The organism is Cupriavidus respiraculi (genome assembly GCF_914271545.1).
GTDB lineage: Bacteria > Pseudomonadota > Gammaproteobacteria > Burkholderiales > Burkholderiaceae > Cupriavidus > Cupriavidus respiraculi.
On the sequence record NZ_CAJZAH010000003.1, the window covers coordinates 428,262 to 454,275 of the forward strand.

Sequence of the window (26,014 nt, forward strand, 5' to 3'; positions counted from 1 at the left end):
CGTCCTATGTTCCCTCGGCAGCCGACTCGACGAGGATCCGGCACACCGCCGTCTCCCGATGTCCCGGCTGCAGCCAGCGCAGGCCGCGCCCGTGGTGGATGGCGTTGGGCAGGCCGAGCCACGGCTCCACGCAGTAGAAGTCGGAGGTTTCCTTCTCCGACCACGTGGTGATGGCGTGCCATGGCGCGCCGTCGTCGCGCCGGTCGAGCGCGATGCGCAGGCGCCGGCCTGCGGGGGCCGCGGGATTGGGCGGCATCGTGAGCGTGCAGCCGTCGGGGGCCGGTTCCTGCAGCACATGGAAGGTGTCCTGCAGGCGGGCATCGTCCAGCGTGTAGGCCGGCTCGCCCGGCGCCATGTCTTGGATGCTGCCGTCCGGCCGTTGCCGCGCCAGCGACGATGGCGGCATGGCCAGCGACGTGCCGGCCCGCGCCCCGTGGGCCAGGGCGAAATAGAAGTGGTGCCCGGCGTAGTACGGCAGGGCGTTGGACTTGGCCTCGGGCAGCAGGTCCTGCTCCGATTCCGCCGCGCCGTTCGTCACGGCCAGCGCCGCTTCGAGCCCGTTTTCCAGCAGGCGGTAGGTGACCTCGAACTCGAACTCGTAGGGGTAGGGCACGCGCGTGGCGGCGCCCGCCTGCAAGCGCATGGTGATGGCGTTGTCCTCGGTCTGCGCCACCACTTCGAACGGCAGGTCGCGGGCAAAGCCATGTACCGGCATCGCGCGGACGGTGCCCTCGGCGTCGCGCCATTTGCCGATGTCGCCGTCGACGAAATGCCGGGCGATAAAGGGAAACAGCAGCGGGTTGCCGCCGCGTATACGGGCGGGCTGGGACCAGTCCGCGTCGGCGGGCCAGTACAGGATGTCCTCGCCGCGATGGACCCAGCGCACAAGCCGGCCGCCGTACTGCGGGGCCAGAAGCAAGTAATCGTTTTCGTCGCCGACGCGGATCAGTTCCTGGTCCTGGAAGCGGAGGGTGGTGTGAGCGGGCATGGGCTGGGTGTTAGGGGCTGTCGATACCGGCAAGGGGGGACGTCGGGCGCGACTGGAGGGATGGCGGCGGCGCGCGCCGCCTGGGCATCATAACCGCAGTGCCCCGTGCTGGTGCCGGCGATGCGGCGCGATGGTGCGCGATGGTGCGCGGTCGCCGGTTCACCGGGCGCAAAGGCAGCGCCGCGGAAGAAATCACATAGCTGTCACCGGATAGGAGTACAGTGGCTGGATTCGTCATCATCAGTGGGACATGCACATGCCGTGCGTGCCGGCGCCGCGAGGCGCCGTCCAGGTGACTTACCCCCTCACCCTGGAGTTCGCATGGACAACGCCCCCACCGCCAAATACAAGGGTTTCGACCTTTATCCCCTGGTCTACAAGATCGAACCGGCGCAATCCTGGCCGCGGGTCAAGTCTGATCGTACATTCAGCGCCTCGGTGCTGATCTGCCGCGACGGCGAAGCGCCCGGCGGCGAGCGTTCGAAGGTGTTCCGTCTCGAAGCGGCGCCTTGGGAAAACGTCGGCACCGCAAGGCGCGGCGCCGTGCGTTTCGGCGAGGACATCATCAACGGGTTGGTAGAGGGCGAGTCCGTGGCGGCGCTGTAGGCCGCCCTCGCATCGGATTATTTCTTCTTGTCGTCCGTGCGCGCGCTGCCGCGCACGGCGATACCGGAAAAGGGCGCCGCCGGGGCGGCGGGCTTCTTCGGCTGTTTGGGTTTCTTGGCTTCGCGGTTGCCGCGTAATTGACCTTTTGCCATGGGGTGCTCCTTGAATGGCGCTCGTTATCCGGACTGGTTGCCGGCCGGTGTGGCGAGCATACGCGCTATTGGCGTTGCCGAGTGAGCTTTCACGGGTCCAGTCACACACATTCCCGGCCCGGCCATCGCGGTGGGCTTCGTCGGAAAGCCAGGGGCACAGCCCCTCCATGCAAATATCAGGAGACCGTCATGGTCGAGAACAATGCGGTGTACAAGGGGTTCCGGGTGTCGGCCCACGTCCAGCGGTCATTGCCGCAGGTAGCCGGCGCGCAGACGGCCCGTCTGGACTTCCACGCCACGGTGAGCATCACGCGCGTCAACGGGGGCAACGAGTCCCTGCAGATGCCGTCGCCCCTGCCGGACCACAGCGGCCATACGCCGCGCGCCGCCATCGAGGCGGCCGTCGTCTACGCGCGGACCGTGATCGACGGGATGTCGACCTTCACCAAGGCAAAGAAGTAGCGGTTGCGCGAGCCGCTCAGCGCCCCGCCCAGAAGGCGCGCTGCACGGCGAGAATGGCCTCTTCCACCTCGGGCACCGGCCCGATCAGTTCGACCGGCTTCTGGCAATGGTCGAACACATAGCGTGACGACACGCTCATCGTCGGATTCTCCGCATGGCTGCCCGTGGCTTCGAGCAGCCGCGCCTCGGTGAGTCCGAATACCACGCGCCCGATATTGGCCCAGTACGCGGTGCCCGCGCACATGCAGCACGGCTCCACCGTCGTGTACAGCGTGCAGCCCCACAGATACTCCGGCCGAAAGTTCATGGCCGCCACGCGAGCCAGCACGGCCTCGGCGTGGTTGACGGTATCGACGTTCCCCTGCTCCATCAGCACGGTCTCCTGGTCGGGACCGACCAGGATCGCCCCGAAGGGATGGTGCCCCAGCAGCGTCGCGCGTTCGGCCACGGCACTGGCGCGCTGAAGATGGCGCAGCACTTGTTCGCGCGTGGGGGCAAGGCCCTGGGGCGGGAAGGAGAGAGTCGTCGAGGCGGGGGTGGCGTCGCGGTCTTGCATACGGGCGGATCGGTTCCTGTTGACAAGGGGCATGCCGCGCCAGGCGCGGCGCTGGGCAGGAGCACGTAACGTGCCCGCCCTTGCCGCGATGCCCGCGTGCTCAGGCGGTGTCGTCCGGCGGCGTCGTTAGGCCGCATCCTCGCGGGGCCTGCTCGCGATGAACCGGCGCGCGTAGTCGAAGTACCAGTCCAGCGTGTCCGGGTTGGCCATGGCATCGCGGTTGGCGATCTTCTCCGGGGCGTGGCCGAGCAGCAGCTTCTTGATCGGGACTTCCATCTTCTTGCCCGACAGCGTGCGCGGCACGCCCGGCGCCTGCAGGATCTCGTTCGGGACGTGCCGCGAGGACAGCGCGTCGCGAATGCGTGCGCGCAGGGTGTCGCGCAGCGCGTCGTCGAGCGTCATGCCTTCGCGCAGCACCACGAACAGCGGCATGTACGACTCGCGCCCAAGGTATTCGAGATCGACCACCAGGCTGTCCAGCACCTGCGGCAGTTCCTCCACCACGCGATACAGCTCGCTGGTGCCCATGCGGATGCCGTGGCGGTTGATCGTGGCGTCCGAGCGGCCGTAGATGATGGCGCCGCCGCGCGAGGTGATCTTGATCCAGTCCCCATGGCGCCAGACGCCGGGATAGGTGTCAAAGTAGCTGTCGCGATAGCGCCGGCCATCGCGGTCGCCCCACAGGTATAGCGGCATCGACGGCATCGGCTCGGTGCAGACCAGTTCCCCCACCTGGTCGATCAGCGCCGCCCCGTTCTCGTCGAACGCCTGGACGTTGGCGCCCAGGCAGCGGCATTGCATCTCGCCGGCGTGGACCGGCAGCAGCGGGCATCCCGCCACGAACGAGCCGGCAAAATCGGTGCCGCCGCTCATCGGCGCGAGCCAGACATCGGCGCGCACGTTGCGGTAGATCCAGTCATAGGCTTCGGCCGGCAGCGGGGAGCCGGTCGAGCCCACCGCGCGCAGCCGGCTCAGGTCGACGCTTTGCGACGGCGTGACGCCGGCCTTCATGCCATTGGTGAAGAACGCCGCCCCAGCGCCGAACACGGTGATGCCGGCGCTTTCGACGAATCGCCACAACACGCCCGCGTCCGGCCACGCCGGATTGCCGTCGTAGATGGCGATGGTGGTGCCCAGCAGCAGTCCCGCCACTTGCGCATTCCACATGATCCAGCCGCTGCTGCTGTACCAGTGGAAGACATCGTCCGGTCCCAGGTCGTTGTGGAAGGCCATCAGCTTGAGCTGCTCGATGACCACGCCGCCATGGCCGTGCACGATCGGCTTGGGCATGCCGGTGGTGCCCGAGGAATAGACGATCCACAGTGGATGGTCGAAGGGCACCGACTCGATGGCGAGCGGCACCTGGTGCGCCAGCACGTCGTCCCAGCGATGCAGCCGCGGGCCGGCGCCGACGTCGAACGTGGCGCCCAGGCGCGGCACCAGCACCACGTCGGTCAGCGAGGGCAGGGCCTGCACCAGCTGCGCCAGCACCGGCGTGCGGTCGAACGCCTTGCCGCCGTAGCGGTAGCCGTCCACCGCGATCAGCACCTTGGGCTCGATCTGGCGGAAGCGGTCGATCACCGCCACCTGTCCCATGTCCGGCGCGCAGCCCGACCAGATCGCGCCGAGGCTGGCGGTGGCGAGGAATGCCACCACGGTGGCCGGGATATTGGGCAGATAGCCGGCCACGCGATCGCCGCGGCCCACGCCCATGCCGCGCAGCGCATGGGCCAGCGAGGCGACCTGGCGCTCCAGCGTGTCCCAGTCCAGGTCCGCCAGCGCCTCGCTTTCCGCGGCATGGCGGATCGCGGGACGCGCGCGCGCCGCGCCGGTGCCGGCATGGCGGAAGACCTGCTGTACGTAGTTCAGGCTGGCGCCCTCGAACCAGCGCGCGCCGGGCATCTCGCGGCTGGCCAGCACGCTCGCGGCCGGCGTGTCGAAGCGCAGGTCGAAGTAGGCCCGCACCGCATCCCAGAATGCCTCGATGTCGGTGACCGACCATTGCCACAGGCTGTCGTAGTCGTCGAAACGCAGGCCGCGTTCGGTGGCCAGCCAGCGCATGAAGCGGGTGAGTTGCGCCGCTTCGCGGCGGGCCGGCGATGGCGTCCAGACCAGTTGCCCTTCCTCGATGGTGCTCATGTCTCCTCCGGTTGCCCGTCTATGCGGGGTTGTGGGGATGCCGGCTCGGATGCCGGCCTGGGTGTCTCAGATGCCGCCCATGCACAGATACTTGATCTCGAGGTATTCGTCGATGCCGTATTTCGAGCCCTCGCGTCCAAGGCCCGATTGCTTGACGCCGCCGAAGGGCGCCACCTCGTTGGAGATCAGGCCCGTGTTGATGCCCACCATGCCGTATTCGAGCCGCTCGGCCACGCGCCAGATGCGGCCGATGTCGCGGCTGTAGAAGTAGGACGCCAGGCCGAACTCGCTGTCGTTGGCCATGGCGACCACTTCGTCCTCGTCGCGGAACCTGAACACGGCGGCGACCGGGCCGAAGGTTTCCTCTCGGGCGATCAGCATCTCGGGCGTGGCGTCGGCCAGCACGGTCGGCGCGATAAAGCGGTCCGTGCCCAGACCCGGCACGCGCTTGCCGCCGGTGACCAGCCGCGCGCCGCGGGTGACCGCGTCGTCGATATGCCGCTGCACCTTGTCGACGGCCTGGTCGTCGATCAGGGGGCCCTGCGCCACGCCGGCGTCGAAGCCGTTGCCCACCGGCAGGTCGGCGGCCTTGCGAGCCAGCTTCTCGACGAAGGCGTCGTAGACCGACTCGTGCGCGTAGAAGCGGTTGGTGCAGACGCAGGTCTGGCCGGCATTGCGGTACTTGGAGGCGATGGCGCCTTCCACCGCCGCGTCCACGTCGGCATCGTCGAACACGATGAAGGGCGCATGGCCGCCCAGCTCCAGCGCGACCTTCTTGACCGTGGGCGCGCATTGCTCCATCAGGATGCGGCCGACCGGCGTGGAGCCGGTGAAGGACAGATGGCGCACCACCGGCGAGGCGCACAGCGCGCGGCCGATGGCGATGGAGTTGTCGGCGTCGCCGGTGACCACATTGATGACGCCGGGCGGAATGCCGGCGCGATGCGCCAGCTCGGCCATCGCCAGCGCGCACAGCGGCGTCTGCTCGGCCGGCTTGATCACCATGGTGCAGCCCGCGGCCAGCGCCGGCGCGCACTTGCGGGTGATCATCGCGATCGGGAAATTCCACGGCGTGATGGAGGCGCACACGCCGATCGGCTGCTTCAGCACCACCATGCGCTTGTCGGCCCAGGTGGAAGCCAGCACGTCGCCAGCCACGCGCTTGGCCTCCTCGGCGAACCATTCGATGAACGAGGCGCCATAGCCGACTTCGCCCTTCGCCTCGGCCAGCGGCTTGCCCTGCTCGGCGGTCATTAGCGTGGCGAGATCCTCCGTGTTGGCGATCAGCAGGTCGAACCAGCGGCGCATCAGCGCGGCGCGCTCCTTGCCGGTCTTGTCCCGCCACGCGGGCAGTGCCGCATCGGCCGCGGCGATGGCGCGTTCGGTCTCCGTGGCGCCGAGATTGGCGACGCGCACCAGTTCGTCGCCGGTGGCGGGGTCGATGACGGCGAAACTGGCGCCGCCCGTGGCGCCGACCCACTCGCCGTTGATATAGGACTCGCCGCGAATCAGCGAGCGATCTTGCATCCGGTCCAGCGCATTGGCCATCCTGGTCTCCATATCGGGTTTGCGCGAGGGCATCTCCCGCTGGCGCCAGCGTGTGCGTGAAACGTGCCGGGGCGGGGTGCCGCGTTCCTTGTCAGACCGCCATGATAGCGGCGCCCGCGCTTCGCCGCCGCGCCCGGGGCGCCTTTGCCTTGCTCCTCAGCCGGCGGGGCGGTCGAACAGCCGCTCCCACATCGCGTCGACCCGCTTCTTCACCGCGGCGTCCATCTCGATGGTGCGGCCCCATTCGCGGTTGGTCTCGCCGGGCCACTTGTCGGTGGCGTCGATGCCCATCTTGGAGCCCAGGCCGGACACCGGCGAGGCAAAGTCCAGGTAGTCGATGGGCGTGTTGTCGACCAGCACGGTATCGCGCGACGGATCGACCCGGGTGGTGATGGCCCAGATGACTTCCTTCCAGTCCCGCGCGTCGATGTCGTCGTCCACCACCACGATGAACTTCGTATACATGAACTGGCGCAGAAAGCTCCAGACGCCGAACATCACCCGCTTGGCGTGGCCGGCGTACTGCTTCTTCATCCTGACCACGGCCATGCGGTAGCTGCACCCCTCGGGCGGCAGATAGAAATCGGTGATCTCGGGAAACTGCTTCTGCAGCAGCGGCACGAACACTTCATTCAGGGCCACGCCCAGCACGGCGGGCTCGTCGGGCGGCTTGCCGGTGTAGGTGGAGTGATAGATCGGGTCACGCCGCATCGTGATGCGGTCGATGGTGAAGACCGGGAACCAGTCCTGCTCGTTGTAATAGCCGGTGTGGTCGCCGAACGGGCCTTCGAGCGCATGCTGGTAGCCGCTCGGGTGAGCGGGGTCCGGCTGGATATGGCCTTCCAGCACGATCTCGGCCGAGGCCGGCACGCTGAGCGCCGACAGCGTCGGCGTCACGCAGGAGGCCAGCGCGGTGCGGCTGCCGCGCAGCAGCCCGGCGAACTGGTATTCGGACAGGGTGTCGGGCACCGGCGTGACGGCGCCCAGGATCGTGGCCGGATCGGCGCCCAGCGCCACGGCGATGGGGAAGGGCTGGCCGGGGTTGGCGCGGGCGTGCTCGCGGAAGTCCAGCGCGCCGCCGCGGTGCGCGAGCCAGCGCATGATGACCTGGTTGCGCGAGATCACCTGCTGGCGATAGATGCCCAGGTTCTGCCGCTTCTTGTGCGGGCCCTTGGTCACGACCAGGCCCCACGTGATCAGCGGCGCGGCATCGCCCGGCCAGCACAGCTGGATGGGCAGGCGCCCGAGGTCCACGTCGTTGCCTTCCCAGACGATCTCCTGGCAGGCGGGGCCGGAGACGCGCTTCGGCGCCATGTCCCACACGGACTTCACGAGGTTGAACAGCTTGCCGGCTTCGCGCAGGCCGCGCGGCGGCTCGGGTTCCTTCAGGGCGGAAAGCACATGGCCGATGTCGCGCAGGTCGGCCAGCGACTCGGCGCCCATGCCAAGCGCCACCCTGCGTGGGGTCCCGAACAGATTGGCCAGGACCGGCACCTTATAACTGTCACCAGACGCGGCGTCACCGGCTTGCCGGACGGGCCGCTCGAACAGGACCGCAGGACCGCCGGCACGCAGCAGGCGATCGCAGACCTCGGTCATTTCGAGGCGCGGCGAGACCGGTTCGCCGACCCGGCGCAGTTCGCCGAGGGTTTCGAGCTGGCCGATGAAGTCGCGCAAGTCGTTGTATTTCATGGTGATTCCGGTTTGGACGTGGCGCATCTGCGGCAGCCGTCCGAGATAGGGAGATGCCTGGAAATGCTCTTTTGAGCCGCGGGCGGCAAATAAATGCCGCAAGGTGTAGCGGCAAATTGTAAGTTTTTTTGGCGGGATACCGGCACGCCGGACGAAGCGGTTCTACGCCAGCACAGGGATTGCGGCCCGTCGAGTGATTAAAAATACACTTAGACGGGTGAGTTACATATAACCAGTTGTTTTGTTTTGTTCGGCTTTAATTCTTGACGATGTATAAAGTCGTTCATACAATCGCGTCTGCTCATCGGAGTGCTGCGCCGCAACAATGAATATCGAGCCCTGTCAAGGGGACGCGGCAGCAACTTCGTAACAGATCGGCGAGACGGACCACAGGGTTCACTGCATGTCGCGCCGGTTTCCTTCGGCGCACTGCCGAAGCGTATTGAGTCTGTTCGCAGCAGGGTTGTTCTCCCCAGGAACGTCCCTGCTAATCGTTAGGCGCACGGGGAGCGCCTACCAACAACAGATGCCGGTAGCCTCTGCAAGGCGAGGCGGCATCCTTACTTGACTACGTTGATTCGACTGGCCAGGCATACGTGCCCGGCCGGAGCGGCAGCGGATGGAGGTAAGCATGAGTGGTTGGAAAACCCTTCATATTCCCGGTGTCGGGCGGGCGTTGCAGGTCCGCTTCAGGCAACCGGTTCCCGGTGTGCGACGTTCCTTCCAGGTTCGGTTTGCCCATCCGGTCGCGGGGCGCGCCTTTCGGGGCGGCCGCGCAACGTTGAAGTACGCAGTCAACGCGGCGGGCGTGTTGTCCGTGATCGCCGCGATCACGCTGGCGGCAAGCCCGCAATGGCGCACCGAACTGGCCTCCATCCTGGCCGGCGACGAAGCACCCGCTGTGCTGCTGCAGGCCGCCACGGCTTCGGCCACGGTCCACGCCAGCAGCGCCGACGTGGCCGCTGCCCGGCTCTCGCCCGCTTCGTCGGCGCCCGTCGCCGTGCAACCGGCTTCGGGTCTGCCCACCGTGTCGGGCGTGGGCGAGTGGGGCCATGCGGCGGATGCCAAGGTTCCTTCGGTGGCCCATCTGGCCGCCCGGATTCCGGCCCAGCGCGTGGCGCTGGACGCGCGCTACACCAGCCTGCTGGGCAGTGCCCGCGAGCAGGCCGCGGTGGCCGAATACATCGCCCGCAAGTATCGCGTGGCGGCGCAGGCGACCGGGCAACTGGTCAAGGCCGCCTACCTGACGGGCCGCGAAGTGGGCATCGATCCGCTGCTGATCCTGGGCGTGATCGCCATCGAGTCCAGCTTCAACCCGTACGCCGAGAGCGGCATGGGCGCGCAGGGCCTGATGCAGGTCATGACCAAGGTCCACCAGGACAAGTACGAGGCCGTGGGCGGCGTGTCCGCCGCGCTGAACCCGTACGCCAATATCAAGATCGGCGCCCTGGTGCTCAAGGACTGCATCGCCCGCGCCGGCTCGATCGAGGGTGGCCTGAAGTACTACGTCGGCGCCACCACGGCAACCGACGGCGGCTATGGCGCCAAGGTACTGGCCGAGCGCGGCCGGCTGCGATCGCTGCTGGGCGTGAAGAACACGCCGGACGTGATTCCCGCGCCCGAGGTGCCTTCCTCTACCAAGACGCAGGCAGAGAACCATCCGCCGGCCGAAGGCCCGCAGATCGAAGTGGCCAGCGCCGTGCCGCAGAGCGCCTGACGATCGGCTCGCGCCGGGCGCGGATGACGCGCCTCCGAACAACACCCCGAAGAGTGGACGAACGTCCGGTCTCCGGGGTGTTTTTCATGGTGGCCGCGCGGCAGATCCCGGTCGTCCCATCCCAGGCGTCATAACGAAGGCGGCGGCCACCAGGCCGCCGCGTTCCGTTTGGCGCGCGGCGCCCGTTAGCGCGAGAACAGCCGGCCGAGCCGGGTCATCGCCTCGTCGATATTGGCCATCGAGGTGGCGTAGGAAATGCGGATGTAGTCGCTGGCGGTGTAGGGCCCGAAGTCGTTGCCGGGCACGAACACCACGCCGGCGTCGTGCAGCATCGACTGCGTCAGCCGGTCCGCATTCGCGGCATCGGCATGGTTCACCCCGCGGCAGTCGGCATAGACATAGAAGGCGCCGTCCGGCTTGACGGGCACGCGAAATCCGAGCGCCTCCAGCGCGGGCACGATGGCTTCACGCCGGCGGCGGAATTCCGCCTTGCGCTCGTCGTAGATGGCGAGCGCCTCGGGCGTGAAGCACGCCAGCGCCGCATGCTGCGCGACAGCCGAGGCGCAGATGAACAGGTTCTGCGCCACCTTCTCGAAGGCCGGCACGAGCGCCTCGGGTACCACCAGCCAGCCCAGGCGCCAGCCGGTCATATTGAAGTACTTCGAGAAGCTGTTGACCGTGACGACGTTGTCGTCCAGGCTCAACGCCGACACTGGTGCGGCGTCGTACGACAGGCCCTGGTAGATCTCGTCCAGGATCGCGAAGCCGTTGCGCGCCCGTACCGCCTGCAGGATGCGCGCGAGTTCGCCGGGCAGGATCGAGGTGCCCGTGGGGTTCGACGGCGAGGCCAGCAGCACGCCGCGCGTCGCCTCGCCCCAGTTTGCCTCCACCTGGTCCGCCGTCAACTGGAAGCGGGCTTCGGGGCCGCTCGGGATCATTTTCGCGACGCCGTCGAAGGCCGCGACGAAATGGCGGTTGCATGGATAGCTCGGGTCCGGCATCAGCACTTCCGCGCCGATCTCGACGAGTACCGCGCACGCCAGCAGCAGCGCGCCCGAGGCGCCCGCGGTGACGATGACCCGGCGCGCCGGGATATCGAGGCCGTAGGCGGTCCGGTAATGGCCCGCGATCGCCTCGCGCAGCGCATGGATGCCCAGCGCGCCGGTGTATTGCGTCACGCCGCGCCGCATGGCGGCCTCGGCAGCGCGCACGACCGGCTCGGCCGCCGTGAAATCCGGCTCGCCGATGCCCATATGGATGATGTGGCGGCCCGCCCGTTCCAGCTCGGCGGCCTGCTTGGCCAGCTCCATCACATGGAAGGCATTGATATTGGCGAGACGGGAGGCGGTGGCGAGGCGCTGGATGTCCATGGCGGCGTTCTCAGGCGTGAGGGAATCGGAAGTGAAAACACCCGCCGGGGCGGGTGTCGTGGCAGGCGGGGCGTCCGCGCGGGACCTGCCGGTGCGCTCAGCGGCGCGCGGCGACCTCGGTGGCGCGCACGCGGGCGGCGACCTTGTCGAGCACGCCGTTGACGTACTTGTAGCCTTCCACGCCGCCGAAGGTCTTGGTCAGCTCCACCGCCTCGTTGATCACGACGCGGTAGGGAATGTCGATGCAGTGCACCAGCTCATAGCTGCCGATCAGCAGCGCGGCGCGCTCGATCGGGGACAGCTCGGCGACGGGGCGGTCCAGGTATTCCGCGAAGGCGCCGGTCAGCCGCTCTTCCTCGCGGATCGCGCCATTCAGCAGCGCGTCGAAATGTTCGCTGTCGGCCTTGCTGAAGCCCTGGGCGTCGTGCAGGTGGGCCTGGATGGCGCCGATATCGTTGCGGTTCAGCAGCCACTGGTACAGGCCCTGCAGCGCCAGCTCGCGCGAGCGGCGGCGCGCGCTCTTGGGCGGTGCCTTGGGCTCGCCCTTGGCGCCCTTGGCGGATTTGTCGCCGGTCGGGCGGCCGGTTTCGGGAGCGTCACTCATCGTCTTCCTCGTCCTCGTCGTCCTGGCTGCGCAGCGAATCCAGCGCCACCACGAGGTTGGCCATCTCCACCGCGGCGCGGGCGCAGTCGCGGCCCTTCTCGCGGGTGCGGGCGTGCGCCTGTTCGTCGGTGTCGACGGTCAGGATGCCGTTGGCGATGGGCACGTTGAAGTCCAGGCCCACGCGCGTGATGCCGGCGCCCGATTCGTTGGCCACCAGCTCGAAGTGATAGGTCTCGCCGCGCACGACGGCGCCCAGCGCGATCAGCGCGTCGAACTGGCCGCTCTCGGCCATCTTCTGCAGCGCCAGCGGCACTTCCAGCGCGCCCGGCACGGTCACCAGCAGCGTGTCCTCGCCCTCGATGCCGAGCTTTTCGAGCTCGGCCACGCACGCTTCGCGCAGTTCCTCGCATACCGGCTCGTTGAAGCGCGCCTGCACGATGCCGATGCGCAGGCCTTCGCCGTCCATGTTGCTCGGGTAGAAACCATGATCCATTGTGTTCTCCAGGTTCGGGTTGGGCGCGCCGGTGTCGGTGCGGGCGCGCCGCGGTATTCAGTCGGCCAGCTCGCCGTGCATCGGCTGGTAGCCGGTCACTTCCAGATCGTAGCCGGTCATGCTGGGGATGCGCTGCGGCGAGGCCAGCACGCGCATCTTGCCCACGCCCACATCCTTGAGGATCTGCGCGCCCATGCCATAGGTGCGCAGGTCGGGCTTCTGGCGCGGGCGGCCCTGCGGCGCGTCCAGCGCGGCGAACTGGTCCAGCAGCCGTTGCGGGCCGTCGCCGCAGTTCAGCAGCACCATCACGCCGTGTTCGGCGCCCGCGATCGCTTCCAGCGCGGCCGGCATGCTCCACGAGTGAGTGGTGCGCGAGACTTCCAGCAGGTCCAGCACCGACAGCGGCTCATGCACCCGCACCAGTGTCTCGCGCTCCGGTTGCGGCTCGCCCTTGATCAGCGCCAGGTGGGCGTTGCCGCTCGGCTTGTCGCGGTACGCGATGCTGCGGAAGGTGCCGTACGGCGTCTGCATGGTGCGTTCGCCCACGCGTTCGACGATGCATTCGGTGCGGCTGCGATAGTGGATCAGGTCGGCGATGGTGCCGATCTTCAGGCCGTGCTGTTCGGCGAATTCGATCAGGTCGGGCAGACGCGCCATGGTGCCGTCGTCCTTCATGATCTCGCAGATCACCGAGGCCGGTTCCAGGCCGGCCAGCGCGGCCAGGTCGCAGCCGGCCTCGGTGTGTCCGGCGCGGATCAGCACGCCGCCGCGCTGGGCGGTCAGCGGAAAGATATGGCCGGGCTGCACCAGGTCGGCGGGCGTGGCGTTCTTCGCCACGGCGGCCTGGACGGTGCGGGCGCGGTCGGCCGCGGAGATGCCGGTGGTCACGCCCTCGGCGGCCTCGATGGAGACGGTGAAATTGGTGCCGTGGGCGGTGCCGTTGCGGCTGACCATCGGATGCAGGTCCAGCTGCTTGCAGCGCTCGGCGGTCAGCGTCAGGCAAATCAGGCCGCGCCCGAACTTGGCCATGAAGTTGATCGCCTCGGGCGTCACGAAATCCGCGGCCAGTACCAGATCGCCTTCGTTTTCGCGATCCTCCTCGTCGACCAGGATGACCATGCGTCCGGCACGGATCTCGGCAATGATGTCTTCGGTTGGGGCGATCGTCATGGAATGCAGGCTGGAATATCGGGCGGGGAGGGCGCCGGCGGCCGCGGCGGTGGCCATCGCGCGTGGGCGGATGGCAGGCGGGGCCGGATTTCGGGCCGTCGGGCCGTCGGGCGCTTTCGGTTCAGCCCGACATTGTACGCGAAGCGGGCGCCGTGGCCCCCGCTTCGAAAGGGTTGGCGGGGCGGCCTCAGCCGGCCGCCGGGGCGCTCATCATCCGCTCGACGTAACGCGCGATCAGGTCGATCTCCAGGTTCACCCGCGCACCGGGGCGCAGGTCCTGCAGCGTGGTCACCTCGATCGTGTGCGGGATCAGGTTGATCGAGAAGGTGCAGCCGGCTTCGTCGTCGATCACCCGGTTCACGGTCAGCGAGACGCCGTTGACCACCACCGAGCCCTTGTAGGCCAGATAGCGGCCCAGGTCGCGGGAGGCGCGCACGCGCAGTTCGTGCGATTCGCCCACCGGCGCGAAGTGGATGACCTCCCCAAGGCCGTCGACGTGGCCGGACACCAGGTGCCCGCCGAGGCGGTCCGCGAGCCGCAGGGCCTTTTCCAGGTTGACGCGGCCGGGGCGGTCCAGGCCGGCGGTCTTGTCCAGCGATTCGCGCGAGACGTCCACGTCGAAATGCCGCGCGTCCCTGGCGACCACGGTCATGCAGGCGCCCTGGATGGCGATGCTGTCCCCAAGCTGCACATCGGAGAGGTCCAGCGAGCCGGCGTCGATACGCAGGCGCACGCCGGCGTCGGTGTCCTGGCCACCCAGCGGGGAGACCGTTTCGATGCGGCCGACCGCCGCGACAATGCCTGTGAACATGATGGAAGGGAAATGCGTACGAAAACCCGAATGCTAGCAGGAGCGCCGGCCCGCGACGGCGGCAGGGCTATTCGCGCGGACCGTCAGTCGCCGTGGCTGCGGCGGGCGATCAGGCGCAGGTCGTCGCCGATCTGGCGCACGTCGTGCCAGCGGAAGGCCGGGGCATCGGCGAGGCTGGCCAGCGGCGGCAGGTTGAACATGCCCTGCGCATCGCCGAGCAGGCGCGGCGCGAGATAGACCAGCAGCTCGTCGGCGCAGCCCTCGCGGATCATCGAGCCGTTGAGCTTGAAGCCCGCCTCCACGTGCAGTTCGTTGATGCCGCGCCGGCCCAGCTCCTCGAGCATTCGGCGCAGTTCCACCTTGCCATGCGGATTGGGCAGTACCACGACCTGGGCCCCGCGCTCCTCCAGCGCCGCGCGCCGGGCGGGGTCGTCCACCGCGCAGAAGACCAGCACGGGTTTGGCGAAAGGACCGGTGTCCGGCGTCAGCAGGCGCGCATCCAGCGGGACTTCCAGCCGCGAGTCCACCAGCACGCGCTGCGGCTGGCGCGGCGTGTCGACGGCGCGCACGGTCAGCTGCGGATCGTCGTCCCGCACGGTGCCGATGCCCGTCAGGATGGCGCAGGCCCGGGCGCGCCAGGCATGGCCGTCGTCGCGCGCGGCCTGGCCGGTGATCCACTGGCTGGTGCCGTCGTGCAGCGCCGTGCCGCCATCGAGCGATGCCGCGACCTTGACCCGCACCCACGGCAGGCCGCGCGTCATGCGCGACACGAAGCCGATGTTCAAGTCGCGCGCCTCCTTTTCCAGCAGGCCGCAGCGCACGTCGATGCCCGCCTCGCGCAGCCGCTGCAGGCCGCGGCCCGAGACGGCCGGGTTTGGATCCTCCATCGCCGCCACCACGCGGGCGATGCCGGCCCGCACCAGGCCGTCGGCGCAAGGCGGCGTGCGCCCGAAATGGCTGCACGGCTCCAGCGTGACGTAGGCCGTCGCCCCGGCCGGGTCGAAGCCGCGCGCGGCCGCGTCCTTGAGCGCCTGCACTTCGGCGTGATCCTGTCCGGCCGGCTGCGTCGAGCCCTCACCGATCACAGTGCCGTCCTTCACCAGCACGCAGCCGACGCGGGGATTGGGCGTGGTGATATACATGCCGCGCGCCGCCAGCTTCAGCGCTAGCTGCATGGCGGCGTGGTCGGTATCGGAGAACATGGATTGCCGAGGGTCTGAGGGTGGAAGCCGGGTTGGCGGACGGGCGGCGCTGCCGGACGCTGCGGGCGCGGTCATGGATCGGGATCGCCCGCGCCGTCCGCGTCGTCGCAGCCGGCATCGCGGCCCGGTGTGCAGATGCGCAGGCGCCCCTGGGCACCGAGCCTGACCTGTCGCTGCGCATCGTCGCAGCGCACGGTGAAGGTCGCGGCAAGAAGGCCGCCGCGCTCCGAGCGTGAGTATCCCACACCTGTTACTCGCAGCGTATGGCCGGCGCCCGCGCTGGCGCGCATGTCGATCCGCAGGCAAGGGTTGCGCAGGCGGACGACCGACAGCACGCGCCGACCGCCGGGCGCCACTCCACCAACGTCATCGGCCAGCAGGCGCCAGCCCGCCGCCAGGGTGTCCGCGCCCGGCAACGGAGCCAGTACCACCGTGCGGCGTCGCGACGCCGCGATGGTGCGCGCCGATTCCAGCGCGCCCGCCAGCAGATCGGCGGTCAGCTCCACGCGCTGCCACGCCAGCCACCGGCGGAACGAGGGATAGGCCACGGCGGCGAGGACGGCCATGACGGCCAGGGCCACCAGCAGTTCGATCAGCGTGAGGCCGTGCCCGCGGCGGCCGGCCCGGGCGGCGGCGGAGCAGTGGACCGTCCGGTTGCCGGTGACGGATCGCAGGGCGGGATGCACTCAGCAAGCCTCGGGCAGCGGCACTGCCTGTGCCGAGCCGGGCGGCGAGGCGAGCCATTCGCCGGTGCTGCGCAGGATCAGCGTGCCGCAGTCCGGGTCCGGCGCCTGCGGCAGGGCATGCAGTTCGACACAGGTAGCGAGGCCGGCTTGGGCGCACGGTTTGGCGAAGAGCACGTGGCGGGTGCGCGCCGGCGTCGGCGGCACCGCGCGTGGCCAGGCGCCGGCGACCGTTTCCCCACCGGCATCCGCCGCGAAGGTCATGGCCGACATGGCGTGGCGCTCCAGGTCCACCATCGCCGCGGTCATGGCGGACCTCGCCTGTGCGCGCCAGCCGCGCCACAGATGGCGCTGCCAGGTGCTGACCGCCACCGTGGCCAGGATGGCAACGATGGCCAGCGCCACGATCAGTTCGAGCAGCGTAAAGCCGCAGGCGCGGCGAGCGTTCATGGCGCCTCCGGCTCGACCAGTTCCCGCCATCCGATGCGGCCGGTGCGCCGGGTGGCGCCGGTGCGCGCCAGCCGGCGGGCGTTGGCGCCGTCCAGGGCCCAGACCGATACGTCCCGTGTCTCGCGCGTCGTCGCGCCCGGCGTGGGCAGCGTGGCGGCTGGCGACGGCTGCTGCACCAGTTCGATGCCGACCTCGCCGGACCGCCCCGCGAGCAGGCCGGCAGGCATTGGCGCGGGCGCCGTGCCATCGTCGTCGGCCGTTCGCGACTCGCCGCTGAGGGCGTTGACCAGATAGGCGTACAGGTTCCCGTCCGGCGTGCGCGTGACAAAGCCGAGGTAGCCGGATGCGGCGGGAAGGATGCGATCCAGCGTCTCGCCCGCGCGCGGCAGCTGTAGGACCCAGCCGGCGTCCGGCCGCGCGTCTGGTGCATCGGTGTCGGCGTGAAGTACGAAGCCATCCTCGACCTGTTCCGCGAGGATGCGGCGCGGCGGTGCGGGGTGGGTCGCGTCCGTATCGGGCACCGCGGCCACCGTGTTGCCCGCCCCGTAGATCGCCAGCGTGCCGTTCGGGATGGCGAACAACGCCGGCGCCTCGGCGAGATCCGCGCGTGCCGTCGCCGAGAGGTGGTAAAGGCACGTCGATGCGCGGTTTGCGTCCGGGGCCAGCGCGCCATTCAGCATCACGCGCCACAGGCGCCCGCGACCGTCGACCGCGTAGGCCGCCAGCGCCATGCCGTTCGCCTGCACGGCGATGGATACCGCGACCACCGGTGCGGCGGCCGTGTCGCCGCAGCCGCCGGCCGCCAGTGCGAGCCGGCGGATGGCGTAGCGGCCGGCCCAGCCTGCCGCCGGCGGCTTGTCCAGCGGCAGCAGGGCGAGAGAGGGCGGGATGGGCGCGTGTTCCGCGCTCTCCGGCGGCGACGTCGGTACGACGGCGTACCAGCGGGGCTCTGCTCCGTCGTCCAGCCGTGCCGCGCGTACCGGCCCGGCGGGCGCCAGCGGCAGCTCGGGCGAGGCGGCGATCTCCCACACCAGTCGGATCGGCTGCGGGCCCGCTACGTTCGAGATATCGAGCACGAAGACCCCAGCGGCGCTGTCGGGGGCGCTGTCGGCGGCGCTATCGCGTACGTTGCCGGCGGGCCGGCCCGCGCCGCACAGCAACAGGGTGCGCCATTGCCCCGCCAGGCTCGCGTCGACGCTGTCGGGCCGCGGGCACGGCGGTGGCGCCATGCGGCCGCTCCGCGTCGCCGCCGCGCCGGCATCCCGCAACAGGGTGCGGGGCAGATAGGCGGCCAGTTCGGTTCCCGTGATGGCGTCGAAGCCGTGCAGCAGCGCATCGGCGGTGCCCAGCCAGACCGTGGTGGTGCGCAGCCGGTGACGCTCGCGGAATGCGGCATGCCCGGCTTCGCCTGGATGCCACAGCGGTGGCGGCACGACGAGCACGCGCGCGCCCGCGGCGCTGGCGAGCGGGATATCGCGTGGGCGCAGACCGGCCACGCCGTCGACATCGAGCTTGCCGCGCAGCCAGCCGAGCCGGGCGGCGCCGTTGCCGTCGGGCGTTCCCGTGCGCGGGTCCGCATCGAGCCACGCGCGCGATGCCGCGTCCAGCGCCGGCCATGACAGCGGCACCAGCCGTTCCGGCAGGCCGTCGCCGGATGCCAGCGAAGTCAGCAGCGCCCGGGTGAACGGCGCCCGCGCCCGCAGCAGCGCGCCGGCCTCCCATGCGTCGGTGCCGAGCGCCACCGTGCGCTCCGCCGGGCGGGCGCGGAAGGCGATGGCGCGCAACCGCCCGGTCCAGGGATAGGCGGCCGGTGCCGTGACATAGCTGAGCGGCAGTCGGCCGGGCGGCACGGTGTCGGCGCGCAGCGGGACACAGATCGAAGCCAGCGCGCTCAGCGCCGCGGGCAGCATCGTGCGCGGGGACAGCATCGCCGGCGCCCGCCGGTCCGGGTTTGGCGTCCTCATGGCTGCACGATGGTTTGCAGCACGACCCGCACGGCCGGGTCGCGGCCCTGGCCCATTGCGGTGATCCGCAGGCGGGGGCGCGGCATGGCCATTGGCGCGTCGATGCGCTCGCCCGAGGCATGGCGGGGCAGCAGTTCGACGACATAGCGGGGCAAAACGGTGGGGCCCGCGACGCCCGCGGGCATGACGGGAAGCGTCGCGCCCGTGAAGGTGCCAAGGGTCACGCCGATGCGATCGTCCGGCCTGGTGCGGTCCAGCCAGGGCTGCCAGACCGGGTACATGCTTGCCGCGGTGACTTTCCCCACCCGCGGCCCCGGCACGCAAAGCCCTCGTTGCGGGCCTTCGCCGCAGCGTCCCGGCGCGGGCCAGTGGTCGAAACGTTCGCCGCGCGCGGCGCCGGAGGCGGCACCGAACACGTCCGCCTCCGCATCGAGCAGCGCCACCTCCGCGGCGCGAAAGGCGATCTCGCGGTCCAGCCTGTCGGACAGCGCCTGCCGGCCGGACAGCACGACATACAGCGCGGCGGCCACGACGGCCGCGCTCATCGATAGCAGCACGCCGGTCACCAGCAGCGTCACGCCGCCGCCGTGTCCCGCGCGCGCCGGCACCGCGCCTTGTCTCAGCACAGCGTTTCCCCGCAGGCCGGCGCATTGCGCAGGCGCACGGTCGTCGCGAACACCCGGCGCATGGCATCGGGCCGGGTTGCCGGGACGAAGCCGATATCGGGCCCGCCTTCGCCGGGAAAGCGCGCGGGCAGCAGCGCGAGCGGCGGTGAGCCGGTTGCCGGGCGCTTTGAAGCGAACGGCCGCTGGCTGCGCAGCACCAGCGCGATCTGTACCGCGATCACCTTGCGCCAGGCCGCGCGCCCGAGCGCTTGGACTTCGTCCGCGCGTAGATAGGCATCGGGCTTGCCATCGCCGCTGGTATCCACGCCGTAGCGGAACTGCATGGTCTCGACACCCGCCACCAGCGCGCCGGAGGTCCAGCCCGACCCCGACAGCTCGCCGGCGCGCCGGCTCGGATAGCGGCACAGCAACTGTGGCTCGCCGTCGCTGCCCGCCGCGACATAGAAGAGGTTGGCCACGTCCGCCGTCGATGGCGCCGTGGCAGCGCCGGCAACCCCCGCTACCGCGGGATAGCCGCTGCAATCGACCATGGCGCGATCCGGCTGCGGCGGCGCGGTGAAGCGCAGCAGCAGCGCATCGCTGGCGCCAAGACCGGCACGCCCGCACGTCGGCACGTCGTCGATGCCGGGTTGGCCGCAATCGTCGCGGCCGGCCAGCGTGGGCGGTCGCGTGCCGTTGGCCGGTGCGGGCGCCGCGGGAGCCGGGCTCCAGCCGCTGTGCCGGATCTGCTGCGCCAGCACGTCCAGCGCGAACTGGCCGCGTTGCTCCAGCAGCAGCGATTCGACCGTGGCGCCATACGCGGCATGCGCGCCGTGGAAGGCGGCGCCGGCGGCGGCCGTGACGATCAGGCCCAGCACGAGCCCTACCATCAGCTCGACGAGCGACCAGCCGCGCGAGCCGTGCGCAACGCCCGTGCGCGGCGATAGCGGAAAGGTCGCCGTCATGGTGCCAGCCAGAGTGCGATGGCGCGCAGGTCGCGCGGCGCGGTTTCCGTGGGCGCGGCGGACCGTGCCAGCAGATGGACCACGGACAGCCGGCTGCCCGGCACGCAGCCGCCGGCGGCCGGCCCGGCAAGCGCCGCGGCGCACAGCCGTGGCGAGCCGATCAGTCCGGCCGCAACCGAGCGCGACGCCAGCGACGCCAGCGGTGCCGGAGGGCTGGATGGCGCGGTCGCTCGCCATGGGTGCTGCTCGGCCGCCTCGGCGGCGACGCGCATCGCCTGCGCGAGGACCGCCTGCTCACGCAGCCACGGCAGCGCGACGACGGCCGCGCCCCCCAGCGACAGCAGGCCCACCCCCAGTACGGCGAGCGCGCACAGTACCTCCGTCAGCAGATAGCCGCGCGCGTGGGAGCGCGGGCGGAACCGGTGAGCTTCTGCTCGGGATCGACGCGCAGGCGCGCAAGGTGTGGCGGACATCGGGCGGGCTCCCCCTGGCAAAGTGAGGAGCCGAGCTTATTGCCGCGCGCGCCGTCCAAACGTTTCCGTCTGTCAATTCGTCGGCCGCGCTATCGCGCCGGCCTCACCAGCAGGCGGCCTGGGTGCCGCGTTCCTGTCCCCGCGTGTTGAGGTTGTCCAGCGTCAGCCGGCCGCACAGCGCATCGCCCGCCGTCGGCGTGGCGGTGATCACGTACGACGCCGCGATGCCGGCCGGTCCGGGCGCCACCGCGATGGTGTAGGCGCTCGACGCGGCGTTGTCGCCCGAGAACGCATTGGCCCGCACTTCGCCCAGGTCCGTCGTGTACGTGTTGTTGACGGTGAAGTAGCGCTCCAGCGCGCCCTGGGTCTTGAGCAGCGCCGCCTTGCCCTCGGTGCGCCTGCCGCGCTGCACGTGCTCGGTGTAGTTGGGGTAGGCCACGGCGGCGAGAATGCCGACGATGGCGACGACGATCATCACCTCGATCAGCGTGAAGCCGGCGTGCGCGCGGCGACGGGGCATCGCGGTCCTCCTGTGGTTGCCATGGCCGCTCATCGCAGGATCTCCCGCCACGAGATGCGGCCCTTGGGTTTGCCCGCGCTTTCGGTGATGGTCTGCTGGTTGCCGCTGCTGCCGGTCAGGAACTTGCATTCCTTGCCCTGGCCGCAGTCGAGCACGGTGGGTGTGGGTACGATGCCGACCCGCGTGCGCACGCCGCTGACCGGTACCATCCTGCCGGTGCCGTCGTCGATCAAGTCCCGGCTGTCGAAGATGCCGTCCCCGTTGACGTCGAAGGGCGTCACCAGCAGGCGCCCGCCGGAGCGCGCATCGAGCTCCATCAGGTTGCTGTAGCCGCCGTTGTCGCAGGAATTGAGCGACGGGACCAGCGTGGTGAACACCACCCGGCTGCCGCGGATCAGCGGGTTGTACGCCACGCGTTCGCCCAGCCGTTGCCCATTCGGCGGCGTGACCAGATCCATGAACCAGCCCTTGGCGCCGCTGGCCGAATACGCCACGGCATGGTCGCTGGTGACGCGGTAGACATCGCCGTTGACGGTGGCTTCGCGCAGGATGGTCTGCTGCACCAGCGCACTGCGCGTCATGGTGGCCAGCCCGGCAATGTCGCGGTCCCAGATGCCATACAGCGTCTGCACCGACATATCCCCCGGATCGGCGGTGTCCACGTAGCGCCCCGTGCCGAACAGCACGTTGTAGCCGCCCGCGGGATTGCGCAGCACATCGACCGACGTGGTGATGGGCTGCGCGTTGCCGGACGGATCGGTGGCACGGAACAGGTGCGTGCGCGCCGTGCCCACGCCCCAGCCGGCCGCGCTGGCATGGCGCATGTCGAATTTCCACACATTGCCCTGCAGGTCGCCGGCGTAGACGATGTCGGTGATGCCGTCGGCCTTGACGTCCACGTCGGCCGGAAATACCTGCGCGAGGCCGTTGGGATTTGCCTGCGTGCCGGCGCCGGTCGGAATCTTCAGGTAGTCGGTGCCCGCGACCCACGTCTTGCGGTTGGCGGCGCGATCGAGGAACACGACGTACAGATAGGCCTCGCCGCTCGCCGCCGGGTTGACCGCGGTGCTGTTGTAGCCGTTGCCGAAGATGGCCGCCCAGCGCCCGTCGCGCAGCTTGACGATGGAGGGCTGGCCGAAGGTGTAGCCCAGGTCGGGATCGGCCTGGTTGGTGAATTCCCACAGCACCTTGGTGGCGGCATTGCCTTCGGTGACCTGGTCGGGATCGCTCACGTCGAGCGCGAACACCCCCGCGCCGCCGGCACCGAGCGTGCCCACCAGCACCGTGGTCCAGTTGCCGTTGATCCTGGCGTCGTTGACCACGGCCGTGCCGTCGACGTAGTAGGCGTGCGCGTAGCTCTGGTCGGTCAGGTAGGCGAGCTGCGGATACACCACCGAGGGCACGTAGGCGAATTTCTCCTTGCCGGCGTCGGGCCCGGCGGCCACGAAGCCGTGCAGCATGCCGTCGTTGGCGCCGACGTAGAGCATCGGCGTGCGGCCGCGGCGATCGCGGGCGAATGTCGCGTAGTCCGTGTCGACCCAGCCCGCGGCCGGCGCGCCGACGTACTGCGGGTTGGAGTTGACGATATCGCCGAGCACCGTCTTGGCCCGCACGCGGAAGCGGTTGACCGCCGTGCCTTCGTTGCCGTGGTCGCCGCGCAGATAGTCGAGCCGACGGCTGCCCTGCGAGTCAGCGCGGTTCAGGTGGGCCTTGTAGCTGGCGGGCAGCGCGTCCCAGCGGAAGGCGATGCCGTTGCCCGAGATATTGTCGAAGCTCAGGATCTGGCGGCTGCCGGGCGCGATGCGGTTCAGCAGTTCGCCCGCGTCCCATTCGGCGGGATTGCGCGGCGTGCCGTCGGCCTCGACCAGATGCGCCAGCAACTGGCCGGACCAGTCCACGCCGTTGAAGCGCGCCTGGTACGTCATGGTGCCGGTCTTGAGCGACGAGGAATTGGTGGCCACCGACGAGGCCGACGAGGTCTGCAGGATCGACAGGAACGCTCGCTCCAGCGAGCTGCTGAGCGCGGCCGGGTTGTTGGCGTAGAAGTAGGTATCGGGCAGGCCGTCGGAGCCCCCGGTGCCGTCGGCCAGGCGCGCGTCCCATTCCGCGGCGAGGTCGGGCTGGTTGTTGCCGTTCAGGTCCTTGAAGCCGCCCCACTTGGCGGCGTACAGCAGCGGATCGGCGAACTGCGAGGCCGCGTTGCCCGCCACGGTGTAGGTCGCGGTGGTCATCGGATCGCCGGCCTGGCAGTTCTGGCAGCCGCCGGTCGTGTTGACCTTGCCGGCCGGGGTCACGGCGATGGCGTTCGGATCGGTGTAGCTGAAGCCGAGGATGCCCGAGTGGAAGTGCGGACCGTCGCGCGTGGTGCCCGAAATCACGTAGCCGAAGCCCTGGCCATTGCTGGTGGACGCCGATACCACCTGCGTGGAGACCGACAGCTGCGAGCCGTTGACCGTGTAGCTCAGGATGCCCCACACGTCCTGGTCGTAGTCGCCACCCGCGACGGAGTCTTCCCAGTTGATATAGAACTTGCCCGAGGTATCGGTCTTCGATATCACCTTGAAGTCCACCAGCGTGCCCGTGCTGGCCGCCGCGTTGCCCGGCTTGAGCAGGTACGACGGCACGATATTGACCGTCTTGCCGCCGACATTGACGCTGATGCGCGGCGTGGTGGTGGCCAGCTGCACCGCGTAGGTGGTGACCTTGAGCGAGGTGTCGTCGGTGTCGGGCACGCCCAGCGCCGCCGCCTCCGCGCGCGTGCGGATGCGGTTGGTCCTGGCGAAATACGCGGCGCCGGCGATCTGGAAGGTGCCCTTCTGCGAGGGGCCCTCCGGGCAGATGCCCAGCACATCGCTGAACCGGTCGATCTGCTTGCCGGAGCACAGGTTGTCGATCAGGGCGCTGTTGCCCTTGACGCCGCCCATGAACCAGCTCTTGCCGTGCAGCGCTTCGCCCGCGCCCACCTTGTCGGTCCACGTGCTGTTGCTGTCGCTGGTGCCCAGGTTGGCAAAGCCGTCGAGCTGATCGTCGTCGTAGGACGAGACGCTGGAGTTGAACACGAGCGCGTTGAGCGGCGAGCAGTAGGGAGCCTTGGGCGTGCCATGGTCCAGCGGGTTGGCCCATTGCGCCACCGTCAGTCCCAGCGCCTTGTCCTTGCCGTTGCTCCTGGGCTGGAAGGCGCTCGTCGCGCCGCGGCCGGCGAAGTAGCGCAGCGTCTCCAGGTAGATCTCCGAAATCGGATTGCCCCACGTGGAGCAGTTGCCTTCGTTGGCGGGCTGGCCCTGCGCGTTGCTGCCCCCGCTGGGCACGATGGCGGTCTGCTGGTAGTTGCACTGGTCGGCGCTGGTGTAGCCGCCGTCGCCGTAGCTGTAGCCGTAGGGCCGCAGGCGATCGATGTTCCAGACGATGCCCTTGACCGCGCCGGTGGTGTTGCCATGGGTGAAGGTGCCATTGGATTTGTTGACCTCCTGCGAGAAATTGACGACGTTCTGACGCAGCACGCCGCCCGAAATGTTCTTGTCGTAGGTGCCCGTCATCAGCCCGAACAGCATCTGGCCGTTCTCGCCGTACTTCTGCAGCAGGCCGGTGGGCTTGTAGACGCTGCCGTACTGCGTGCACGACTCCTCGCCGATCAGACCGGCGACGCAGGCCTGCACGCGCGCGTTGTAGACCCCGCGCGCCTCGCCTTCTCCCAGGCCGCGCCGGCTCTGCGACGGGTTCTCGGCGGAGGCGTGGATGCCGGAGACCGCCGCGCGGTTGCCGTTGGACGAGCCGCTGACGTCCTTGCCGTTGGTCTGCGGCAGGAAGCCGCTCTGCGTGTTGTTGCGCTCCTCGTACCAGTTGCACTGCCATTTCTCGCTGGCGCCCCAGGTCGCGTAGTTGCCGCTGACCACGCGCAGCTGCGGCGCGCTGGTGTTCTCCTGCGACGTGGTGGTCGAGCCCTTGGGCGTGACGTTGCAGATGGTCAGGCCACCGAGCGACAGGTTCACGACGCTCCAGGCGCTGTAGCGGGTGGCCGCGCCCGCCGGCCGGCTGACGCCGTCCCCGTAGACGACGACGTCGACCTGGCGGTTGCCGCTGTCCACGCGCGAGACCCAGCCGGTCATGGTGGTGCCCGCCGGGCCGCCGGTGGCGGTAAAGCGCAGCTGGTCGCCGACGGCGATCTGGTCCACGGCGGACAGCCGGACATTGGTGAACACGTCGCCGCGCAGCGTCAGCTCGGTCGACGAGGTGAGCGTCGGTCCCGTCGTCTGCACGGTGAACGGCACGAGCCTGGCGATGTCGGTGCCGTTGTAGTACTTGGACCAGGCGTGCGCGTCCATCGGCAGGAAGGCGCGCTCCAGCACGGTGGTGCTGGCCGTGTCGGTCGAGCGGTAGCCGCCGTACAGGATCTTGCGTACCTCGTCGATGCGGCTCATCGACGCCCAGTTCAGGAAGTTGCCGCTCCACGTGGTGCCGTCGCAGTAGTGTCCCGTCGCGGCGGCCGCCGGCACGAAGGCGTGCAGCGTGCTGCTGTCGTAGCGATAGCACTTGGCGTGGTCGAAGTAGCCGAAGTAGTCGAAGCCGTTGTTGTAGGTGGTCTCGCTCATTTCCAGCGAGCCGTTGCCGTCCAGGTCCGTGTAGTCGTTGTACGCCTTCTGGTGCAGCGTATGGTCCTTGGACAGATCGATCATCACCAGCGGCGGCACGTTGCCGCCGGCATAGAGCGGACGGGTGGCCAGGTTCAGAGGCGCGGCCAGGGCCGGCGCGATCACCGAGACCAGCGCGAGCGCGGCGGCCAGGGCGGCAAGGCCGGCTTGCACGGCGCGGGCGGAACGGAAGGGGAGGCGCATGGTCTCGTTGGG

General features: G+C 69.6%; 23 protein-coding genes. 3 read left to right on the forward strand and 20 right to left on the reverse strand.

The window, feature by feature from the left end:
* Window positions 1-4 precede the first annotated feature (4 nt).
* On the reverse strand, window positions 5-988 hold the full coding sequence (locus LDO27_RS17045; RefSeq protein WP_224042942.1) for an aldose epimerase family protein: 984 nt from the start codon (window positions 986-988) through the stop codon (window positions 5-7).
* A 321-nt stretch (window positions 989-1,309) separates the two neighbouring features.
* Between LDO27_RS17045 and LDO27_RS17050 the strand changes: the two genes are divergently transcribed.
* The gene (locus LDO27_RS17050) at window positions 1,310-1,594 is read left to right on the forward strand and encodes a hypothetical protein (protein ID WP_222207851.1); all 285 of its coding nucleotides are present in this window, start codon (window positions 1,310-1,312) and stop codon (window positions 1,592-1,594) included.
* A 17-nt stretch (window positions 1,595-1,611) separates the two neighbouring features.
* On the opposite strand, the gene LDO27_RS25595 is transcribed toward LDO27_RS17050, so the two are convergent.
* The gene (locus LDO27_RS25595) at window positions 1,612-1,746 is read right to left on the reverse strand and encodes a hypothetical protein (protein WP_267920427.1); all 135 of its coding nucleotides are present in this window, start codon (window positions 1,744-1,746) and stop codon (window positions 1,612-1,614) included.
* Window positions 1,747-1,935: 189 nt separating this feature from the next.
* On the opposite strand from LDO27_RS25595, the gene LDO27_RS17055 reads away from it, so the two are divergent.
* Complete coding sequence (locus LDO27_RS17055; RefSeq protein ID WP_222207850.1) at window positions 1,936-2,208, forward strand: GTP cyclohydrolase; 273 nt, start codon at window positions 1,936-1,938, stop codon at window positions 2,206-2,208.
* Window positions 2,209-2,224: 16 nt separating this feature from the next.
* On the opposite strand, the gene LDO27_RS17060 is transcribed toward LDO27_RS17055, so the two are convergent.
* The 4 genes from LDO27_RS17060 to ubiD all read right to left on the reverse strand — a co-directional run bounded on the left by LDO27_RS17060 (window position 2,225) and on the right by ubiD (window position 8,143).
* Entirely contained in the window at window positions 2,225-2,764 is a 540-nt protein-coding gene (locus tag LDO27_RS17060) for a nucleoside deaminase (RefSeq protein WP_222207849.1), read from the reverse strand.
* 126 nt (window positions 2,765-2,890) lie between these two features.
* On the reverse strand, window positions 2,891-4,903 hold the full coding sequence (locus LDO27_RS17065) for an acetoacetate--CoA ligase (protein ID WP_224042944.1): 2,013 nt from the start codon (window positions 4,901-4,903) through the stop codon (window positions 2,891-2,893).
* 66 nt (window positions 4,904-4,969) lie between these two features.
* Entirely contained in the window at window positions 4,970-6,451 is a 1,482-nt protein-coding gene (locus LDO27_RS17070; protein ID WP_377747523.1) for an NAD-dependent succinate-semialdehyde dehydrogenase, read from the reverse strand.
* Between the two features lie 156 nt (window positions 6,452-6,607).
* On the reverse strand, window positions 6,608-8,143 hold the full coding sequence (gene ubiD, locus LDO27_RS17075) for a 4-hydroxy-3-polyprenylbenzoate decarboxylase (protein ID WP_224042948.1): 1,536 nt from the start codon (window positions 8,141-8,143) through the stop codon (window positions 6,608-6,610).
* Window positions 8,144-8,774: 631 nt separating this feature from the next.
* Here ubiD and LDO27_RS17080 point away from each other — a divergent pair.
* A complete protein-coding gene (locus LDO27_RS17080; RefSeq protein WP_224042950.1) occupies window positions 8,775-9,860 on the forward strand; it encodes a lytic transglycosylase domain-containing protein in 1,086 nt (361 codons plus the stop codon).
* A gap of 185 nt (window positions 9,861-10,045) precedes the next feature.
* Here the strand turns inward: LDO27_RS17080 and LDO27_RS17085 are convergent, their stop codons facing one another.
* From LDO27_RS17085 to LDO27_RS17155, 14 genes are all read right to left on the reverse strand, one after another.
* On the reverse strand, window positions 10,046-11,230 hold the full coding sequence (locus tag LDO27_RS17085) for a pyridoxal phosphate-dependent aminotransferase (RefSeq protein WP_224042952.1): 1,185 nt from the start codon (window positions 11,228-11,230) through the stop codon (window positions 10,046-10,048).
* Window positions 11,231-11,327: 97 nt separating this feature from the next.
* The gene (gene nusB, locus LDO27_RS17090) at window positions 11,328-11,834 is read right to left on the reverse strand and encodes a transcription antitermination factor NusB (RefSeq protein ID WP_224042953.1); all 507 of its coding nucleotides are present in this window, start codon (window positions 11,832-11,834) and stop codon (window positions 11,328-11,330) included.
* Complete coding sequence (ribH, locus tag LDO27_RS17095; RefSeq protein ID WP_222207841.1) at window positions 11,827-12,327, reverse strand: 6,7-dimethyl-8-ribityllumazine synthase; 501 nt, start codon at window positions 12,325-12,327, stop codon at window positions 11,827-11,829. Before ribH ends, nusB begins: the two co-directional genes overlap by 8 nt.
* Before the next feature lie 57 nt (window positions 12,328-12,384).
* Window positions 12,385-13,497, reverse strand: coding sequence for a bifunctional 3,4-dihydroxy-2-butanone-4-phosphate synthase/GTP cyclohydrolase II (gene ribBA, locus LDO27_RS17100; protein ID WP_222207839.1), 1,113 nt, complete (start codon window positions 13,495-13,497; stop codon window positions 12,385-12,387).
* 187 nt (window positions 13,498-13,684) lie between these two features.
* Window positions 13,685-14,308 carry a riboflavin synthase gene (locus tag LDO27_RS17105; RefSeq protein WP_224042955.1) on the reverse strand — a complete coding sequence of 208 codons (624 nt, stop codon included), beginning with the start codon at window positions 14,306-14,308 and terminating at the stop codon, window positions 13,685-13,687.
* Between the two features lie 83 nt (window positions 14,309-14,391).
* The gene (gene ribD, locus LDO27_RS17110) at window positions 14,392-15,510 is read right to left on the reverse strand and encodes a bifunctional diaminohydroxyphosphoribosylaminopyrimidine deaminase/5-amino-6-(5-phosphoribosylamino)uracil reductase RibD (RefSeq protein WP_222207835.1); all 1,119 of its coding nucleotides are present in this window, start codon (window positions 15,508-15,510) and stop codon (window positions 14,392-14,394) included.
* A gap of 71 nt (window positions 15,511-15,581) precedes the next feature.
* On the reverse strand, window positions 15,582-16,196 hold the full coding sequence (locus tag LDO27_RS17115) for a GspH/FimT family pseudopilin (RefSeq protein WP_224042957.1): 615 nt from the start codon (window positions 16,194-16,196) through the stop codon (window positions 15,582-15,584).
* Window positions 16,197-16,643, reverse strand: a complete 447-nt coding sequence (locus LDO27_RS17120) for a type IV pilin protein (RefSeq protein ID WP_224042958.1) — start codon at window positions 16,641-16,643, stop codon at window positions 16,197-16,199.
* Window positions 16,640-18,607 carry a pilus assembly protein gene (locus LDO27_RS17125; RefSeq protein WP_224042960.1) on the reverse strand — a complete coding sequence of 656 codons (1,968 nt, stop codon included), beginning with the start codon at window positions 18,605-18,607 and terminating at the stop codon, window positions 16,640-16,642. Before LDO27_RS17125 ends, LDO27_RS17120 begins: the two co-directional genes overlap by 4 nt.
* Window positions 18,604-19,233, reverse strand: a complete 630-nt coding sequence (locus tag LDO27_RS17130) for a hypothetical protein (protein WP_224042961.1) — start codon at window positions 19,231-19,233, stop codon at window positions 18,604-18,606. Before LDO27_RS17130 ends, LDO27_RS17125 begins: the two co-directional genes overlap by 4 nt.
* Complete coding sequence (locus tag LDO27_RS17135; protein ID WP_224042963.1) at window positions 19,227-20,177, reverse strand: PilW family protein; 951 nt, start codon at window positions 20,175-20,177, stop codon at window positions 19,227-19,229. Before LDO27_RS17135 ends, LDO27_RS17130 begins: the two co-directional genes overlap by 7 nt.
* Window positions 20,174-20,650, reverse strand: a complete 477-nt coding sequence (locus LDO27_RS17140) for a hypothetical protein (RefSeq protein WP_224042965.1) — start codon at window positions 20,648-20,650, stop codon at window positions 20,174-20,176. The genes LDO27_RS17135 and LDO27_RS17140 overlap by 4 nt, the downstream gene beginning before the upstream one ends.
* Window positions 20,651-20,753: 103 nt before the next feature.
* On the reverse strand, window positions 20,754-21,170 hold the full coding sequence (locus LDO27_RS17145; protein WP_222207825.1) for a type IV pilin protein: 417 nt from the start codon (window positions 21,168-21,170) through the stop codon (window positions 20,754-20,756).
* Window positions 21,171-21,199: 29 nt separating this feature from the next.
* A complete protein-coding gene (locus LDO27_RS17155) occupies window positions 21,200-26,002 on the reverse strand; it encodes a pilus assembly protein (RefSeq protein ID WP_224042967.1) in 4,803 nt (1,600 codons plus the stop codon).
* Between the last annotated feature and the right edge of the window lie 12 nt (window positions 26,003-26,014).